We start from the raw sequence: 17,218 nt of genomic DNA, 5'->3' as shown, positions 1-17,218 counted from the left end.
GCTCCTCCCCGCCCCCATCTCGGGCTTGCCCGATAGGGGCACCGGAGATGCGGGTCTCGGGCGAGCCCGAGACCCGGAGGGGGAGGAGGATGGTCCGCATCCCGCCGGTCAGGCGGGCATCGTCGGCAGGACCAGCGTCTGCGCATTGGCGGCGCGCGGGGCCTTGGGGCCTTCCAGCCAGTTGAACCGGTCGGTGCTGAGCAAGATGAAGTGGATCAGCAGCGCCAGGATGAACAGGAAGGTGAAGAGCGCCACCAGCGTGCGGCGCGGATCGAAGAGAAGCCAGACCTTGTGCATGGGTGCGTTCCTCCTCAGGAGATCAGCGAGACGAGGCCGTGCGCGGCGCTCGTGACGGTGTCGAGGGCGGCGTAGCCCTTCGGGCCGGGCAGCCACGGGCGCCACATCCAGACGAGGATATGGGCGACCACGGCGATGGCCGTGAAGATGATGAAGCTCGTCAGGAAGATCGCGTGGAACTCCTTGGCTTCCGGTTCCGTCAGCCCGGACAGGCTGCTGGCTTTCTCGATTCCGCTGGACATGGTGTGAGCCTCCGCTTTCGTCTGGCCGTGCGTGGTCCACGCGCGGCGGGTGAGGTCGCGGGGGCCGGCAACGGCGCTCGCGACGGTCGTTCCCCCCTCGTCGGACGGGAGGTCGTTCGGGTTCCGGATCGGGCGGGCATCGGCCCGGGGCGATCCGGCTCCGGAAAACGTCAGCCCATGAAGACGAAGGGGATCGCCGACACGGCCATGGCCTTGGCCTCGCCGAAGACCGAGCGCCGGGCGATGAGGCCGTGGCCCACCGGAGCCCGGGCCGGGACGAGGCGCTGGAGCGCGGCCGCCGCGAGGAAGAACGGATAGGTCGCCACCAGGAGGAGGCGGAAGTGCAGCTCGTGCCGCTGCAGGCGCGACGGGGCGGGACGCGACAGAGCCTGGCGGGGGGACATGGTCCGGGGGGACATGGTCATTGACTGCATGGCGGAAATCTCCTGTCCGCAATCCGCGGCGGTCGGCCTCGCGAGGAGGCCGGTTCTCGACGGAAACGGCGCCGCGCCGCTCCAGCCGGAAAGAGGGTGCGGGGCGGGGGCGCTCATGCCGCCGCTCCGAGGGTCAGGTCCGCATGGGCGCGCTCGACCTCGGCCGGGCCGACCCGCTCCTGCCCGGCATTCCGGGTTGCCCGTTCGGCCGCGTCGCGCAGGCGCTTGGCCACCGAGATCCGCACCAGCACCGGATGGGCCTCGACGAGGTCGTCGAGGAGGGTGCGGGCGGCCTCGTCCCAGGGCAGTTCGCGATGGATCCGTGCCGGCGTCGCCTCGACCCGGTCCATGTCGCGGGCGAGCGGCAGGATGTGGAAGAGCATGTCGAACAGGGCGTTGCAGACCTCCTGGATGAGGTAGGTCGCGCCCGAGAAGCCCATGAACGGCGTGCCGGTATGGCGCCGGATGATGGCGCCCGGAAACGAGGCCGGCACGAACACCGCCCGCGCTCCGCATTCGGCCGCGTACATGCGCTCGTTGAACGAGCCGAACAGGACGAGGGGCGGGTTGGCCTTGATCGCGTCCCGCACCGCCGCGTTGTCGGTCTTGGCGCCGGGCCGGCGCGAGATCGCGAAGGTGCAGGGCAGGCCCATCTCGTCTTCGAGGAAGCGGCGGACTCCCTTTGCGTAGGTGTCCGAGGCGACGATGCCGAAGCTCGCGGTGCCGAAGAAGTCCTGGGTCACCGAGCGCCACAGGTCCCAGATCGGCTTGATCGTGGTGTGGCGCTCGCGCTCGATGAAGGGCTCCGGATCGAGGCCGAGGATCTCGCCGAGCTTGCGCAGGAACTTGGTGGTGGCGTGCAGGCCGATCGGCGCCTGCAGGTAGGGCCGCTCGAGGGCTTCGCAGAGGAGGCGGCCGAACTCGCGGTAGAGGCAGATATTGGCATCCGCGTTCACGAGTTTGGCCACGTCGGCGAGATGCGAGCCGAGCGGAAAGGCGAGATTCACCTCGGCGCCGATCCCCTCCACGAGGCGGCGGATCTCGGCGAGGTCCGAGGGCATGTTGAAGGTGCCGTAGGCCGGGCCGATGATGTTGACGCGGGGACGCTCGCCGTCCTTGCGGGGCGGCCGGGCCGGGATGCCCTTCTTGGCGAATTTCCGGGCGCCGTATTCCTGCCAGAGCCAGGACATCGCCCGGTCGGCGGTCTGCCACTGGTCCTCGTCGATGGTGCGCGGCAGGAAGCGCTGGAGGTTGGTGCCCTCCGGGGTCACGCCGCCGCCGATCATCTCGGCGATGGAGCCGGTGACGACCACGCTCGGCATGCCCGGATCGAGGGTGGCATGGGCCCGCTTCATCGCGGCCTCGGTGCCGTGGCGGCCGAGCTCTTCCTCGGCGAGGCCGGTGACCACGATGGGCAATTCGTGCGGCGGCAGCGCGTCGGTGTAGTGGAGCACCGAGGTGACCGGCAGGTTCTCGCAGCCCACGGGGCCGTCGATGACGACCTGCAAACCCTTGATGGCGGTGAAGACGTAGACGGCGCCCCAGTAGCCGCCGGCCCGGTCGTGATCGAGGACGAGCATCAGGCCATCTCCCCGATCGGGTTGTGGGAGGGCTTTCCGCGCGTCGCCGAGGCGACGTTCTGGCGGACCTTCGGCACCTCTTCCCAGATGCCGGCGGCATGGCCTTCGCCGACCCCGTGGAAGAAGTTCCGCATGGCGTCGAACCGGTGCTGGTTGCCGAGGGCCGTGTTGATCACCTTGGCGAGCGACCCGGCTCCGGCGACGCCCATCAGCGGGCGGGCCGAGATCAGGTTGGTGAAGTAGAGGGCGGGGATCGCCCGCTCTTTGGCCGCCTGCACCACCGGCGTGGTGCCGATGGCGAGATCCGGGCGGAACTCGCGCATGGCGGAGAGGTCGTCTTCCAGGGAAGCGCGGAAGCGGACCATGACGCCGCGTGATTCCAGCCAGTCGCGGTCGGCCTCCGAATAGGGCGTGCGCGGGCAGGCGGTGCCGACGTAGCGAAGGTCGGCGCCGCTCTCCACGAGGAGCCGGCCCACGAGGAGTTCCGACCCCTCGTAGCCCGAGAGGGTGATCCGGCCCGTGATCGGTGTGGCGGCGAGCGCGCCCCGGATCATCGGCAGGAGCCGGTTCTTGGCGGCCTCCACCGTGGCGCGGGGCACGGCGCAGGCCTCGCCGATCCGGTCGAGCCAGTCGGCGGTGCCGTCATGGCCCACGGGGGCGGAGCCGACGATGGGGCGGCCGGCGAGTTCGAATTCGCGGATCGAGGCGGTGTAGAACGGATGGATCGCCGCCACGGCCGCGCAGTCGAGGGCCGCGTAGAGTTCGCGCCATTCGCGGGTCGGCACCACCGGGCCGGCGCTGAGGCCGAGGGGCTCGAGCAGGCCGCCCATCACCACCGGGTCGGCCGGGAACATCTCGCCGAGCAGCGTCACGCTGGGGCGCTCGGAGCGGCCGAGGCGCGGGGCCTGGACCGGACCCTGCTCGGCCTCGGACCGGGCGAATTTCAGCATGGCCCCGGCAAGCACGTCCTTGGCTTCCGCATGGGTCGGCACGCCGAAGCCGGGCACGTCGATACCGATGATGCGGACCCCGTCGATCTCCTTCGGGAGAAGACGCAGCGGCACGCCGGAGGCGGTGGGAACGCAGAGGTTGATGACGACGACCGCGTCGTAATCGGCGGGCTTGGCCACGTCGAACACCGCCTCGCGGATGTCCTCGAACAGCTTGCCGGTGACGAGGGTCTCGGAATTGAAGGGGACGTAGCCGACGCTGCGCTTGGCCCCGTAGAAATGCGAGGTGAAGGTGAGCCCGTAGACGCAGCAGGCCGAGCCCGACAGGATCGTCGCCGTGCGCCGCATGCGCAGGCCGACGCGCAAGCTGCCGAAGGCCGGGCACATGCTCTGGGGCTGGTCGTGCGGCCCTTGGGGGTAGTCCTGTCTGAGCTGCTCCAGCGTCTCCGACATCCCGGCGGCTTCGGCGGCCGCCCGCATCGCGTCCTTGCCGGAATGGCAGCCGAGCCCGTCGGACTGGGTGGCGGCGAGGTTCACCGCCTCCGCGGGCAATGCGGCGGGAGCCAGGGTCGAGGCGGGGCGGTCATTGCTGGCGCGAAGATCCTGGCGAGCGCGCAGATCCGCGATGTCGAGGGAGACGGCCATGCGCGTCAGACCTCGTCGTAGACGACTTCGAGGGACGGCTTCACGACCAGGGCCGTGCCGCACATATCCTCGAAGGTGGCGGGGACCAGGGTGACGCCGCGGCCGACGGCCTCGCCCTTGAACAGGCCGAGGAGGCCGTCCTGGGAGAGCGGCGTCGGGTGGTTGGCCGCCGCGTCGTGGACGTTCTGGGCCAGATCCGCGAAGAGCGAGCCCCATTGGCTCTCGGGCCGGCCGATGATCTCGTAATTCGCGCTCTTCTTGCGGATGTCGTCATCGGCCGGGATCGAGGCCAGGACCGGGATGCCCACGGCGGCGGCGAAGGCCTGGGCCTCGCCGGTGCCGTCGTCCTTGTTGATGACGAGGCCGCCGACACCGACATTGCCGCCGAGCTTGCGGAAGTATTCCACCGCCGAGCAGACGTTGTTGGCCACATACAACGATTGAAGATCGTTCGAGCCGACGACGATGACCTTCTGGCACATGTCACGGGCGATCGGCAGGCCGAAGCCGCCGCAGACCACGTCGCCGAGGAAGTCGAGCAGGACGTAGTCGAAGCCCCATTCGTGGAAGCCGAGTTTTTCGAGCAGTTCGAAACCGTGGATGATGCCGCGCCCGCCGCAGCCGCGCCCGACTTCCGGCCCGCCGAGCTCCATGGCGTAGACGCCGTCGCGCTTGAAGCAGACATCGCCGATGGCGACCTGCTCGCCGGCGAGTTTTTTCTTGGTGGAGGTCTCGATGATGGTCGGGCAGGCGCGGCCGCCGAACAGGAGCGAGGTGGTGTCGCTCTTCGGGTCGCAGCCGATGAGCAGGACCTTCTTGCCCTGCTGGGCCATCATGTAGCTGAGATTGGCCAGGGTGAACGACTTGCCGATGCCGCCCTTGCCGTAGATCGCGATGATCTGCGTCTCCTTGGTGGCGGAGACGGGGGCCGCATCGGGCTCGATGGCGGCTTCGGCGCGCAGGAGTGCGGCTCCGTTCAGCTGCATGTTCATGAAGCGGCTCTCCAATCGAGGATCATCTTCAGGCATTCGGGCTCGCCGAACGCCGTGCGATAGGCGGACGGCGCGTGCGCCGCCGGTTCACGATGGGTGATCAGGCCGTCGAGGGAGAGGCGTCCCCCCTCGATCAGGGTCAGGACCGCGGCGAGATCCTCCGGCCGCCACTGGGCGGCGACGCGGATGCGGGCCTCGCGCAGGAAGGCCGGCGGGAAGGCGAAGGAGAGCGGCGCCTCGTAGAAACCGGCGAGCACGATCTCGCCGCCGGGCCTGAGCCGGCCGATCAGCGTGTCGAGGATCGCGGCGTCGCCGCTGACATCGGTGATGGCGCCGTAATCGCGGGTCTCGTCCGCATCCGGATGCAGGACCTCGTAGCCATGTGCGCCCGTGGCCCGGATCGCGTTCGTCTCCCACACCACAGGCTCGCCGCCGGCGATCCGTGTGAGGCGGGCGAGAAGTCGTCCGAGCACCCCGTGGCCGACGATGAGCGAGCGGCCTTCGGGACGCGCGTTGAGCGCATGATAGGCGGTGGACGCCAGGGCGATGAGGATGCCGTGTTCGCGCAAATCCGCATCGATGGGAACGAGGCGCGCGCCTTCGCTTACCAGGCGTGAGGCCGCGCCGCCGAACAGGCCGCGCACCGGGCCGAAGCAGCGTGCGCCGGGGACGAAGACCCGCTGCCCGACGGCGAGGCCGGAGGCGGGGCCGGCTTCCACCACCTCGCCCACCGATTCGTAGCCGGGGACCAGGGGATAGCCCATGCCCGGGAAGGGCGGCATCCGGCCCGTCCAGAGCAGGCGCTCGGTGCCGGTGCTGATGCCGCTCCACAGGGTCTCGACCACCGCGTCGGCCGCGCCCGGAGCGTCGAGGGCGAGCTCGGCGAGCGACAGCTGTTCGGGGCGTTCGAAGAGGACGGCGAGCGCGTGCATTGTGGTCGACCCTCCCCTGTCCCGTGACCCGACCCGATGGCGGCGGGTTCGGCGCGTGTTCGATGTGTCATCCTAGATTGACACTTTTATTCGTCAAGCCTTACTTACGCTGCAGCGTGTCAATTCGTCGGCACACCAGCAGCCGGGTCAGCAGCGGGCGCCGGGTCGGGATCTCGCGGCAGTCGCGGAAGCCCGCCTCCTGGAGGAGCGCGGTGAGTTCGGCCGGGCGGCGGCAGCGGCCGCTTCCCATCGCCAGCAGGTAGAAGCCGAAATACGCGTCGGTGACCGGCTCGGCCCCCGCCGTTCCCGCCATCGGCTCGGCCAGCAGAAGGGTGCCGCCATCGCCGAGCGCGTCGTGGGCGGCGCGCAGGATGAGGCGGACGGTGTCGTCGTCATGGTCGTGGACGACCCGGACCAGGGAGAGGACGTCGGCGCCCGTCGGCAGGGGCGCGGTGCGGAAGTTGCCGCCGCAGGCGTCCGCGCGGTGGGACAGGCCCTCGGCCGCGAAACGCTCCGTGGCGCGGGCGGCCACCGCCGGCAGGTCGAACAGCCGGACGGCGAGACCGGGCGTCGCCCGCATGACCGCGCGCAGGAAGGCCCCCTCGCCCCCGCCCACATCCATGAGGAGGCGGTGCCGGTGCATCGGATAGGCGTCGAGGATGTCCTCGGCGATGAGGGATTGGGAGGCGGCCATCAGGGCCGAGTAATCCGCCACCGCCTCGGCCGGGATCGCCGCGTCGCCGGCCGGTCCGGCATAGGGCCAGTAGGCGGCGAGCCGGCTCGAGCCGCCCTCCCCGCGTAGGAGCGCCACCGGGTCGCGCAGATCCTCGTAGAGGAGCGCATGGTGCTCGATCATCGCGGCGACGGACGGATTGCCGATCAGCGCCGCGCCGAGATCGGCCAGGGCGAAGCGCCCGTCGGGCAGGCGCCGCAGAAGGTTCAGCGAGGCGGCCGCCTCCAGCAGGCGCAGGGCCCGCTCCGGCCTCAGGCAGGTCCGCGCGGCCAGGGCCTCGAGCCCGAGCGGGCCGGGGGCGAGGATCGCGAACAGGTCGAGCCTGATGCAGGCGAACAGGGTCTGCGAATAGACGAAGCCGGCGCAGAGATCGAACAGCGCGCGGGTGTTCCGTCGCGCGATCCCCCGCGTCAGGGGAAATGCGGCGGCCCAGCGCTGGAAGGCCGGATTGGCGATGGTGCGGTTGCGAAAGCCGAGCCAGCGCTCGCGCCAGAAGAGGGCGCGCTTCCCTCCCCCGTCGCTCCTGAATTCACCCATCTGCTCGACGGCTGTTCGGTTTATCCGAGAGGGTTCGACATGAGGCGCGACGAGCTCCCTCTCCTTCCAGGAGAGGGGACCCGCGCTGCCCGCGAGATGTGGGGCTATCGTAGCCGCAGGGTGGAGGGGACAACGCCCTCCCCTCACACCAATTCCCGTGCGAGGCTCGCCGGCAGGAACAGGCGCGTCTGCGCCTCGATCTCGGCGCGGAGCTCGTCGGCGCCGGGGCAGGCCGGGATCACCTCCACGGCCTCGCGCACGAGATGCTTGAGCCGGGAGAGCGCCCCGGCCATGCCGAGCAGGGCGGCGGCGTTGGGCCGGCCCAACGTGGCGTCGCGGCCCACCGGCTTGCCGACCTCCTCCTGGCGGCAGGCGACGTCGCGCAGGTCGTCGGCGACCTGATAGGCCTCGCCGAGGCATTCCCCGAGGAGCCGCCACGGCAGGGCCTGGGCGCCCGCCGCCGCCGCCCCGGTGACGGTGGCCGCGGCGAACAGGGCGCCGGTCTTGGCCTGCTGATACTCGGTGAGCCCGACATGGCGCTCCGATTCCCAGGCCTGCCCGGCGGCGATGCCGTTGGGCGAGCCGGCCGCGCGGGCGACGAGCCCGACCAGGGCGGCGAGCCGGCCCGGCGAGCGCGCCGCGCCCCGCGCCAGGGTCTCGAAGGCCGAGACGATGAGCGCGTCCCCGGTGAGCACCGCCAGGGGTTCGCCGAACGCGGCATGGACCGAGGGTTTCTGCCGCCGCATCGGCGCGTCGTCGAAACAGGGCAGGTCGTCATGGACCAGGGAGGCGCAGTGCAGAAGTTCGATCGCCGCCGCCGCCGCGTCGGAGGCCGCCGGGTCGTCGTCGCCGCAGGCCCTCGCCACCGAAAGGCACAGGCGCGGCCGGATGCGGTGGCCGCCGGGAAAGACCGCGTAGCGGATGGCTTCCGCCAGGAGCGGCGGCGCGCCGGGCGCCTCCGCATGGGCGACGGCAGCGTCGAGAGCCTGCTCGATCCGGCGGTTGGCATCCATGGCGCCACTCCCTCGTGTCTTTTGATATTGCCATTGCAAAGTGTCAGATAATATTGACACTCGTCAAGGCAGAAACAGGTGACACAGTGGCGGCGCAGCGGATTGCGGTGATCGGGGCGGGGATCGGCGGGCTGGTGGCGGCCCTGCGCCTCGCCCATGCGGGGCTCGACGTCACCGTGCTCGAGCGGGCCTCGACGCCCGGCGGCAAGATGCGCAGCGTTCCGGCGGACGGGGCGCGGGTGGAGGCCGGCCCCACCGTCTTCACCATGCGCTGGGTCTTCGAGGAGATCTTTTCGGAATGCGGTGCCGACCTGTCGGACCGCGTGGCGCTGAAGCCGGCCTCCATCCTCGCCCGCCATGCCTGGGGGGCGGACCAGCGCCTCGACCTGTTCGCCGATCCCGAGGCCTCGGCGGCGGCGATCCGCGCCTTTGCCGGGCCCCGCGAGGAGGACGGCTATCGCCGCTTCCGCGCCCGCGCGGCGGAGGTCTACGGCACCCTGGAAGGGCCGTTCATCCGGGGCGAGCGGCCGAGCCCCATCGATCTCGGCCGCCGCGTCGGCCTGTCGGGCCTCGGCGGGCTGCTGCGCATCCAGCCCTTCACCACCCTGTGGGGGGCGCTCGGCGAGTACTTTCACGATCCCCGCCTGCGCCAGCTGTTCGGGCGCTACGCCACCTATTGCGGCTCCTCGCCCTTCGAGGCCCCGGCGACGCTGATGCTGGTGGCGCATGTGGAGAGCCAGGGTGTCTGGCACGTGGAGGGCGGTCTCAGCCGCCTCGCCGCCATCATCGCCGAGCTGGCGCAGGAGAACGGCGCCCGCATCCGTTACGGGGCGCAGGTGGCCGCCCTCGCGGTGGAGACCGGACGCGGCATCGTCGGCGTCGACCTCGCCGATGGCGAGCGGATCGCGGCCGATCTCGTGGTGGCCAATGCCGATGCGGCGGCTTTGGGCGCAGGCCTGTTCGGATCGCGCGCGGCGCGGGCCGTGGAGGCGGTGCCGCCGAATGCCAGCTCCCTCTCGGCGGTGACGCTCTGCGCCAGAGCCCGCACCTCGGGCTTCCCACTGGTGCGGCACAACGTGTTCTTCTCTCGCGATTACGGGAACGAATTCGCCGCGCTCCGCGCCGGCCGGCTGCCGGACGACCCCACGGTCTATGTCTGCGCGCAGGACCGCGCCGACGACGATTCGGACCTCGCTGCGCCGGAGCGCCTGCTCTGCCTCGTCAACGCCCCGGCCCTCGGCCTCGAACGCCCCCTCGCCCCCACGGAGATCGCCACATGCGAGACCAACCTGCGTCGCAAGCTGACGGAATGCGGGCTGACGATCGAGGCGACGCTGGGCACGGTGACCACCGATCCGGCGGGGTTCGAGCGGCTGTTTCCGGCGACGGGGGGCGCCCTCTACGGCCGGGCCTCGCACGGCTGGATGGCCTCGTTCAAGCGGCCGGGCGCCAGGACGGCGCTGCCGGGGCTCTATCTGGCGGGGGGCAGCGTCCATCCGGGGCCGGGGGTGCCGATGGCGGCGCAATCGGGGCGGATCGCGGCGGACAGCCTGCTGGCCGATCTCGCCGCGAAGGGCCGCGCTTCGACACGCCGGTGGGAAAAGACGGTTACGTCTGGTGGTATGTCGACGCCCTGAGCGAGGACGGACGCCAGGGGCTCACCATCATCGCCTTCATCGGCAGCGTGTTCTCGCCCTATTACGCCCTGGACCTCAGCCGCGACCCGTTCAACCACTGCGCCATGAACGTCGTGCTCTACGGCGAGCGCGCCAACCGCTTCTGCATGACCGAGCGCGGCCGGGACTCCCTCAGGCGGGACGCGTCGCAGATCCGGATCGGACCGAGCGGCCTCGCCTGGGACGGCACCACCCTCACCATCACCCTCGACGAGGTGACGGCGCCGATCCCCTCGCGGGTGCGCGGCACGATCCGCCTGCGCCCCAACGGCTTCACGCGCGAGACCTTCACCCTCGACGCGACAAGCCAGCACCGCTGGTGGCCGATGGCGCCCTCCTCCCCCGTGGAGGTGACCCTCGACGCCCCGAGCCTGTCCTGGCGCGGCACCGCCTATTTCGACACCAACCACGGCGACACCGCCCTCGGCCGGAGCTTTAGCGACTGGACCTGGTGCCGGGCCGACCTCAAGCACGGATCGGCGATCCTCTACGACGTGCGCCGCCGCGACGGCAGCCTCCAGAACCTGTCCCTGCGCTTTGCCGCCGACGGCACCCGCCGCGACCTCCGCCCGCCGCTCCCCGCCGCTTTGCCGCCGACGCGGTTCTGGCGCATGCCCCGCGCCACCCGCAGCGACGACGGAGCCTCCAGCGTCGTCCGCACCTTCGAGGACACGCCGTTCTATGCCCGCTCGCTCCTCGCCTCGACCCTCGACGGCGAGCCCGTGCGCCCGGTGCACGAGAGCCTGTCCCTCACCCGCTTCGCCAACCCGCTGGTGCAGTTCATGCTGCCGTTCCGGATGCCGCGGCGGGTGGGGTGATGGGGGGCGGTGCACTTCGATGGCCTGACACCCATCGGTCGCGTCCAATTACCGAGCTTAGCAACTGTCCGCTCACGCCCGTCCTTTGACGCCAACAGCGACCCCGAAAAGGATGGTGAGCGCCGAGAGGACGAGCAGCGGGTCCAGCCCTTCACCGAGGATCACCGCCGAGAGACCGATCCCCAGCACGGGAGTGGCGAGGACGCCGAGTGAGGCGGTGGTCGCCGGTACGCGGCGGTTCAACACCGTCATCGCCCAGAAGCCCAGCGCGGTGCCGATCACGCCATTGTAGACGAGCGCCACCAAAGCGGGTGTGCCCACTCGGATTGGCGGCGCCCCCTCCACGAGGAGGGCCAGAACCAGGAGGACGATGGTTGCAAGCAGGCACTGCCAGGGCATGAGCTGGAGCGGCGTTGCCGTCCAGGAATGGGCGCGCGTGTAGACGATGCTGACCGACCAGCAGAGGGCTGCCAGGATCACCAACCCATTGCCGACGAGCGCGGTCTTATTGCTCCCGTCCAGGCTGCCCGGCCTGAAAAGCAGCAGCAGGCCGGCCATGCCGATCGCGATGCCGATGGCCTGTCGTGCGGACACGCGCTCACCGAGGAAGAGGAAAGCGGCGGGCGCTACCCAGAGGGGGGTGGTGTAACCCAGCACGATGGCGCGGCTGGCCGGAACGAAGATTAAACCTGCCGTCATGAGGGCGGCAAAGGCGACCATGTGGAAGAGGGCGATCACGAGGACGACCGGTATGTCGGCACGCGGCGGTAGGGCGAGTTGTCGGGTCGCGAACAACGCCGGGAACAGAACCAATGCAGCCAGGGCGGTACGGATGGCGACCGCCCAGAGTGGCGTGACCTCCTGCACGGCCAGTTTCATGACGACCCAGTTGAGGCTCCAAGCCACGACCACGAAAGCAAAGAGACCGATGGTGGACAGGGCCGATGCGGAAGCGGGGCGCTCGGCGAGGAGGCCGGTTGGCGATGCTGTCATGACAACGACCTTGGTAGAATGACCTGTCTACATTGGTCGATGTGGGACGACCTGTCTACAAGATAACAACCATGCGCATTCCACGACCTTCCTCGTCTTCGCTCCCCTCCGCCCGCGACCGAATCCTGAACAAGGCACAGGCCTTGTTCTATCAAAACGGTGTCCGCGGCACTGGCGTCGACCGCATCATCGCCGAGGCGAGCGTGACGAAGGTGACCTTCTATCGGCACTTCCCGTCGAAGGACGACCTGGTCCTCGCCTATCTGGAGCATCGGCACGCGGCCTGGACGGCATGGTTCCGGGAGGCCTTGGTCGCTGCACGAGCGGACCAGAGCGAAGACGAGCGTCAAAACGCTCCCTTGGCACCCCTGCTCGACGCGGCGCGGGCTTGGTTCGCCACAGCCGACTTTCGAGGCTGCGCCTTCGCCAACACCGTCGCGGAGGCCGGACAAAGCGTGCCCGGAATCACCGGCATCGCGACTCGGCACAAGCAGGAGGTGCGCGATGCCATCGCGGCGCTCCTGCCGGCGACCGACGCCCGCGCCGAAACCGCCTGGGCAGCCACCCTCGCCCTCGACGGAGCGGCGGTGAACGCTCAGCTCAGTCCGCCTGCCGCTGAAGCCGCTCTTGCCGGATTGCGCGTCATTCTCGACGCCCTCGAACGAGAGAGGGCCGTCATTCCTTCACGCCGGTAACGTCGGATCGTTCGGTTTTTCCCATCGCGGACGTTCGCGTCGGATCTCGGGTCTGAGATGTCCTCTACCGGCTCACCCCTCCCCCATCGAACCGCACCCGCGCCGCCTCGATCTCCGCATGGCTCCGCTCCGCCCAGCGGATGAGCACCGCCAGGGGTTCCATCAGCGTGCCGCCGAGCTCCGTCAGGCGATACTCCACGCTGGGCGGCTTGGTCGGGTAGACCGTGCGGGCGATGTAGCCGTCGCGTTCGAGGTCGCGCAGGGTCTGGGTCAGCATGCGTTTCGAGAGGTCGGGGATCAGGCGGAGGATCGCGCTGAACCGGTGCGGGCCGCCGGCGAGCGCGGTGAGGATCAGGATCGACCATTTGTCGCCGGTCCGGTCCAGCACGTTGCGGACGGGACAGCGGCCGGCCTCGAACGACTGGGTTTGCCAGCCCGCGAAGGTCCGCGCCAATTCGGCCTGAGCCGGTGCGGGGGCGGTTCCCTCGGCGTCACCTTGTCCCAAAATCCTGCCTCCTTCACAGCCGATGCGGTCTCACTTAGTTCCCTTGTATCGAAACTGAACCACAGGGAAGCCCGCCATGTCCGATTCTGCTCATCCGACGATCTTCGTCACCGGGGCCTCCGGTCACTTGGGGCGCCTCGTCATCGCGGCTTTGCTGGAACGGGTGCCGGCCGGCGCCGTCGTCGCCGGTGTGCGATCCCTGGAGAGCGAGGCCGCCGAGAGCCTTCGAGACCGGGGCGTCGCAATGCGGGTGGCCGATTACGCGCGGCCCGAGACCCTGGCCGAGGCCTTCCGGGGCATCGACCGCCTGCTGCTGATCTCCTCGAGCGAAGTCGGCCAGCGCGTTGCCCAGCACCGGAACGTCATCGCGGCGGCGACAGCGGCCGGGGTGGGGCGGCTCGTCTATACCAGCCTCCTGCATGCCGACACCTCGCCGATCAGCCTCGCCGAGGAGCACCGCGCCACCGAGGCGGCCATCGCGGGCTCAAACCTGCCGGCGACGATCCTGAGGAACGGCTGGTACACCGAGAACTACACCGCCTCGATTCCCGGCGCCCTGGCCGGCGGCGCGTTCCTCGGCAGCGCCGGGGCGGGCCGGATCGCCTTGGCCGCGCGGGCCGATTACGCCGCCGCCGCCGCCCTCGTGCTCTCCGGCGACGGCCATGAGGGGCGGACCTACGAACTGGCGGGCGACGAGGCCTACACTCTCGCCGACTTCGCCGCCGAACTCTCCCGGCAGACCGGCCGGGATATCCCCTACAGGGACCTGCCGCAGGCGGAGTACGCGGCCCTGCTCAAGGGATTCGGCCTGCCGGAGGCCCTCTCCGAGGGGCTCGCCGCATGGGACGTGGACGCCGCGCACGGCGCCCTGTTCGACGAGGGCCGCCAGCTCTCGACGCTCATCGGCCGCCCGACGACGCCGCTCTCGGCCAGCATCGCCGCCGCGCTCGGGTGAGGCTGGCGTATCGGGTCAGAGCAGCTGCGGATGATCCGCGCAGTCTCGGGCAAGCGCGGGTCCCCTCTCCTGCAAGGAGAGGGACAGGGTGAGGTGTGCGACTTCTTCGGAGAGTCCACACACCTCACCCCCACCCTCTCCTTCCAGGAGAGGGAGCCTGTCGCGTCTCATGTCGAACTCTTTTGGGTAGAGGGACGGCCTTCACCCGGTGGGATCGTCCGGCGGGCGGCGGGCGGCATCGTTCCGGTCCTTAGCGATGCTGCGCCGGACGACGATCAGCTGCCAGAGGGCGAGCCCCAGCGCCAGGGCGAAGACGAGGCCGATGTCGAAGGCGGCAAAGAGCCGGTCGCTCACGAGGGGGCCGGCGCGCGGCCGAGCGCTTCGCGCTCGCGCAGGGTCTCCACCAGGTCGAGCACCTGCGCCACCTGCGCCGGCACGTTCCACCAGGGCGGGGTCCGGGGGGCCCTCGACGGCCGGGCGGCCACCGCCTCGATCAGGAACAGGATCTCCGGCAGGGGTTTTTCGCGCAGGGCCGCCGTGTTGTCCGTCGAGACCAGCGCGCGGGCGAGGAGCGCGAGCTTCCGGCGCCCGTCCACGCGGGCGCGGCGCGAGACCGAATCGTAGCCGGCCCGCTCCACCGCGCGGCCGATCTCGGCATAGATCAGCCGCGCCGCGCGGATCGCCGGGCGGCAGGCGGGGGGCAGTCCGGCGATGCCGGATTCCGAGCGCGCATAGAGGAGGTCCGCCGCCGCCAGCAGGCGCGCCACGACGCCGCCGAGGGCGGGGGTGAAGGTGGGCGCGCGCAGGAACCCGTCCGGGTCGATCCCGGCCTCCCTCAGCCAGGCGCGCGGCAGGTAGAGCCGACCGGCCCGCGCATCCTCGCCGACATCGCGGGCGATGTTGGTGAACTGCATGGCGATGCCGAGGTCGCAGGCGCGGGCGAGCACGTCGGGATCGCGCACGCCCATGACCAGGGTCATCATCGCCCCCACCGAGGCGGCGACCCGCGCCGCGTAGGCGGTGAGGTCGGCAAGCGTCTCGTAGCGCTGCCCGGCCGCGTCCCAGGCGAGGCCCTCGATCAAAGCCGCGGGCAGCGCCTGGGGGATGGCGTGATCGGCGACGATGTCGGCGAGCGCCCGGTCCGCTGGGGCGTCGCAGGGCTGTCCGTCATAGGCGCGGGCGAGGCGCAGCCGCAGCCGCGCCACGGCGGGCCGGCGCCCGCTCTCGGCGACGTCGTCCACCGCGTCGTCGGAGAGGCGGCAGAAGGCGTAGAGCCCGTAGGCCGGCCGGCGGATGGAGGGCGGCAGCAGGGCGGAGGCGGCAAAGAAGCTGCGCGACCCGGTGCGGATCGCCGCCCGGCAGGCGGCGTGGTCGGCCGCATCCGCATGGGGGATCGCCCAGAGGGGCGGCCGGGCAAGTTCCAACCGAGAAAGTTCAAGCGAAGACGCGCGCATCCGGCACCACGGTATCGAGAATTCGGGCGGAGGAGAGGACGCCGGGCAGGCCGGCGCCGGGATGGGTGCCGGCCCCCACGAGGAAGAGCCGCGCCACGTCCTCGGAGGCGTTGTGCGGCCGGAACCAGGCCGATTGCGTCAGCACCGGTTCGAGGCCGAAGCCCGAGCCGCGAAAGCTCAGGAAATCGGCCGCGAAATCCCCCGGATGCGTCACCTTCGAGGTGACGATGCTCTCCGACAGGCCCGGCATCACGGTGGCCTCGAGATGCTGCGCGATGGCGCGGCGATAGGGCTCCGCCTCCGCCGTCCAATCCTGGCCGCCGGCGAGGTTGGGCACCGGGGAGAGCACGTAGAACGCATCGCAGCCCGGCGGCGCCAGCAGCGGATCGGTGGCGGTGGGGCGATGCAGGTAGAGGCTGAAATCCTTCGACAGCACCTTGCGCCGGAAGATGTCGTCGATGAGCCCGCGATAGCGCGGCCCCATCAGGATGGTGTGGTGGGCGATGTCCGGAAAGGTCCGGTTCGTGCCGAAATACCAGACGAACAGGCCCATGGAGGAATGCGACCGGTCGAGGCGGCGGTCGGTCCAGCGCCGCCGCACCCCGTCGGGCAGGAGGGTGCGGTGGGTGAAGGCGGAATCGGCGTTGGAGACGACGATGTCGGCGGCGATGCGCTCGCCCGAGGCGAGGGCGACGCCGGTGGCGGCCCCGTCCTCCACGAGGATGCGCGAGACCTCCGCGCCGCAGCGGAGCGACCCGCCCTGCCCCCGGATCAGCCCGGCGAGCCCGTCCACCAGGCGGCCGGTGCCGCCGAGCGCGAAATGCACGCCCCAGCGCCGTTCGAGATGGGCGATGAGGCAGTAGATCGCGCTCGCCCGGAACGGGCTGCCGCCGATGAGGAGCGGATGGAAGCTGAAGATCGTCCGCAGGCGCTCGTCGCGGATATGGCTCGCCACCACGTCGTAGACGCTGCGATGCCCGCCGAGACGCACCAGATCGGGCATGATCCGCAGCATGTCGGCCACCGAGCCGAAGGGCACGTGGCCGAGCCGCTCGAACCCGACCTCGCAGATCGCCCGCGAGCGCTCCATGAAGCGCTCGTAGCCGGCGACATCCCCGGGCGAGAACCGCGCCACCTCGTCGCGCATGGCGGCGAGATCGCCGCTGTAATCGAAGGTCGCGCCGTCCTCGAAGCGGATGCGGTAGAACGGCAGCATCGGCGCGAGCACGACGTCGTCCTCCATGCGCCGCCCGCACAGGGTCCAGAGTTCCTCGAACAGGAACGGCGCGGTGACGATGGTCGGCCCGGCATCGAAGGTGAAGCCATCCTGCCGATGCACCCGCGCCCGCCCGCCGGGCTGGTCGAGCCGCTCCAGCACCGTGACCCGGTAGCCCCGCGCCCCGAGCCGGATCGCGGCGGCCAGCCCCCCGAAGCCACTGCCGATCACCACCGCATGGGGGCGACTGGCCGGCCGGGACGAGGAGGTCGGCACATCGCTGAGTGTCAACATAGGGTGACACTATCAGGGGAAATTAGGGAGGCAAGCGCTGATTTGCGGGTGGCGATGCGAGCCAGGTTTCAGGCGCTTCCAAGGTTAGAGCTTCGCTCGCGACAACTAACCGGTTTCCGTTTGAATCGGATATACACGCCGCAAACACCGCCCAATAGCGAGCCAAATGTGAGTTCCGGCTAAGGGCACATACTGACCCTTCTGGGAACTTCGGAACGTCGGCTTGTTGGCGGTTCAACCAGCCTGTTGTCGGGCTG

The 17,218-nt window shown here is 70.4% G+C and carries 18 protein-coding genes; 4 read left to right on the top strand and 14 right to left on the bottom strand.

All coding sequences use genetic code 11. The annotated features are described in order from the left end of the window. Positions 1 to 108: 108 nt before the first annotated feature. The 9 genes from pufA to FPV16_RS19725 all read right to left on the bottom strand — a co-directional run bounded on the left by pufA (position 109) and on the right by FPV16_RS19725 (position 8,355). Positions 109 to 297, bottom strand: coding sequence for a light-harvesting antenna LH1, alpha subunit (pufA, locus tag FPV16_RS19765; protein WP_018043293.1), 189 nt, complete (start codon positions 295 to 297; stop codon positions 109 to 111). A gap of 14 nt (positions 298 to 311) precedes the next feature. After that, positions 312 to 539, bottom strand: a complete 228-nt coding sequence (pufB, locus tag FPV16_RS19760; protein ID WP_227440073.1) for a light-harvesting antenna LH1, beta subunit — start codon at positions 537 to 539, stop codon at positions 312 to 314. Between the two features lie 170 nt (positions 540 to 709). Beyond that, a complete protein-coding gene (locus FPV16_RS19755) occupies positions 710 to 973 on the bottom strand; it encodes a hypothetical protein (RefSeq protein WP_227440072.1) in 264 nt (87 codons plus the stop codon). Positions 974 to 1,086: 113 nt separating this feature from the next. Then, on the bottom strand, positions 1,087 to 2,553 hold the full coding sequence (bchZ, locus tag FPV16_RS19750; RefSeq protein WP_227440071.1) for a chlorophyllide a reductase subunit Z: 1,467 nt from the start codon (positions 2,551 to 2,553) through the stop codon (positions 1,087 to 1,089). Next, positions 2,553 to 4,148: a chlorophyllide a reductase subunit Y gene (bchY, locus tag FPV16_RS19745; RefSeq protein ID WP_227440070.1), complete on the bottom strand. Its 1,596-nt coding sequence runs from the start codon at positions 4,146 to 4,148 to the stop codon at positions 2,553 to 2,555. The genes bchZ and bchY overlap by 1 nt, the downstream gene beginning before the upstream one ends. A gap of 5 nt (positions 4,149 to 4,153) precedes the next feature. Next, positions 4,154 to 5,140 carry a chlorophyllide a reductase iron protein subunit X gene (locus FPV16_RS19740; protein WP_018043288.1) on the bottom strand — a complete coding sequence of 329 codons (987 nt, stop codon included), beginning with the start codon at positions 5,138 to 5,140 and terminating at the stop codon, positions 4,154 to 4,156. After that, positions 5,137 to 6,072, bottom strand: coding sequence for a chlorophyll synthesis pathway protein BchC (bchC, locus tag FPV16_RS19735; RefSeq protein ID WP_227440069.1), 936 nt, complete (start codon positions 6,070 to 6,072; stop codon positions 5,137 to 5,139). Before bchC ends, FPV16_RS19740 begins: the two co-directional genes overlap by 4 nt. A gap of 100 nt (positions 6,073 to 6,172) precedes the next feature. Beyond that, positions 6,173 to 7,342 carry an acetylserotonin O-methyltransferase gene (locus tag FPV16_RS19730; protein ID WP_227440068.1) on the bottom strand — a complete coding sequence of 390 codons (1,170 nt, stop codon included), beginning with the start codon at positions 7,340 to 7,342 and terminating at the stop codon, positions 6,173 to 6,175. A gap of 143 nt (positions 7,343 to 7,485) precedes the next feature. Beyond that, a complete protein-coding gene (locus FPV16_RS19725) occupies positions 7,486 to 8,355 on the bottom strand; it encodes a polyprenyl synthetase family protein (RefSeq protein ID WP_227440067.1) in 870 nt (289 codons plus the stop codon). 86 nt (positions 8,356 to 8,441) lie between these two features. Between FPV16_RS19725 and crtD the strand changes: the two genes are divergently transcribed. Together crtD and FPV16_RS19715 are read left to right on the top strand one after the other, a co-directional pair. After that, positions 8,442 to 9,992 (top strand): 1-hydroxycarotenoid 3,4-desaturase CrtD, encoded by a 1,551-nt coding sequence (gene crtD / locus FPV16_RS19720; protein ID WP_227440066.1) that lies wholly within the window; start codon positions 8,442 to 8,444, stop codon positions 9,990 to 9,992. Further along, positions 9,950 to 10,849 carry a carotenoid 1,2-hydratase gene (locus FPV16_RS19715; RefSeq protein WP_227440065.1) on the top strand — a complete coding sequence of 300 codons (900 nt, stop codon included), beginning with the start codon at positions 9,950 to 9,952 and terminating at the stop codon, positions 10,847 to 10,849. Before crtD ends, FPV16_RS19715 begins: the two co-directional genes overlap by 43 nt. Before the next feature lie 72 nt (positions 10,850 to 10,921). On the opposite strand, the gene FPV16_RS19710 is transcribed toward FPV16_RS19715, so the two are convergent. Further along, entirely contained in the window at positions 10,922 to 11,842 is a 921-nt protein-coding gene (locus FPV16_RS19710) for a DMT family transporter (protein WP_227440064.1), read from the bottom strand. 71 nt (positions 11,843 to 11,913) lie between these two features. On the opposite strand from FPV16_RS19710, the gene FPV16_RS19705 reads away from it, so the two are divergent. Further along, positions 11,914 to 12,537 (top strand): TetR/AcrR family transcriptional regulator, encoded by a 624-nt coding sequence (locus FPV16_RS19705; RefSeq protein WP_227440063.1) that lies wholly within the window; start codon positions 11,914 to 11,916, stop codon positions 12,535 to 12,537. A gap of 64 nt (positions 12,538 to 12,601) precedes the next feature. On the opposite strand, the gene FPV16_RS19700 is transcribed toward FPV16_RS19705, so the two are convergent. Then, on the bottom strand, positions 12,602 to 13,042 hold the full coding sequence (locus FPV16_RS19700; RefSeq protein ID WP_227440062.1) for a winged helix-turn-helix transcriptional regulator: 441 nt from the start codon (positions 13,040 to 13,042) through the stop codon (positions 12,602 to 12,604). 76 nt (positions 13,043 to 13,118) lie between these two features. On the opposite strand from FPV16_RS19700, the gene FPV16_RS19695 reads away from it, so the two are divergent. Then, entirely contained in the window at positions 13,119 to 13,997 is an 879-nt protein-coding gene (locus tag FPV16_RS19695) for an SDR family oxidoreductase (RefSeq protein ID WP_227440061.1), read from the top strand. A 201-nt stretch (positions 13,998 to 14,198) separates the two neighbouring features. On the opposite strand, the gene FPV16_RS19690 is transcribed toward FPV16_RS19695, so the two are convergent. The 3 genes from FPV16_RS19690 to FPV16_RS19680 are packed head-to-tail and all read right to left on the bottom strand — an operon-like array spanning position 14,199 to position 16,961. Beyond that, positions 14,199 to 14,351, bottom strand: a complete 153-nt coding sequence (locus FPV16_RS19690) for a hypothetical protein (RefSeq protein ID WP_227440060.1) — start codon at positions 14,349 to 14,351, stop codon at positions 14,199 to 14,201. After that, the gene (locus FPV16_RS19685) at positions 14,348 to 15,451 is read right to left on the bottom strand and encodes a phytoene/squalene synthase family protein (RefSeq protein WP_227440059.1); all 1,104 of its coding nucleotides are present in this window, start codon (positions 15,449 to 15,451) and stop codon (positions 14,348 to 14,350) included. The genes FPV16_RS19690 and FPV16_RS19685 overlap by 4 nt, the downstream gene beginning before the upstream one ends. After that, the gene (locus FPV16_RS19680) at positions 15,432 to 16,961 is read right to left on the bottom strand and encodes a phytoene desaturase (RefSeq protein WP_227440058.1); all 1,530 of its coding nucleotides are present in this window, start codon (positions 16,959 to 16,961) and stop codon (positions 15,432 to 15,434) included. The genes FPV16_RS19685 and FPV16_RS19680 overlap by 20 nt, the downstream gene beginning before the upstream one ends. Between the last annotated feature and the right edge of the window lie 257 nt (positions 16,962 to 17,218).

It is taken from the genome of Methylobacterium sp. W2 (genome assembly GCF_020662345.1).
Classification (GTDB): Bacteria; Pseudomonadota; Alphaproteobacteria; order Rhizobiales; family Beijerinckiaceae; genus Methylobacterium.
Note: the sequence above shows the minus strand (reverse complement) of the source record. Positions and strands in the feature narration are given on the sequence as shown.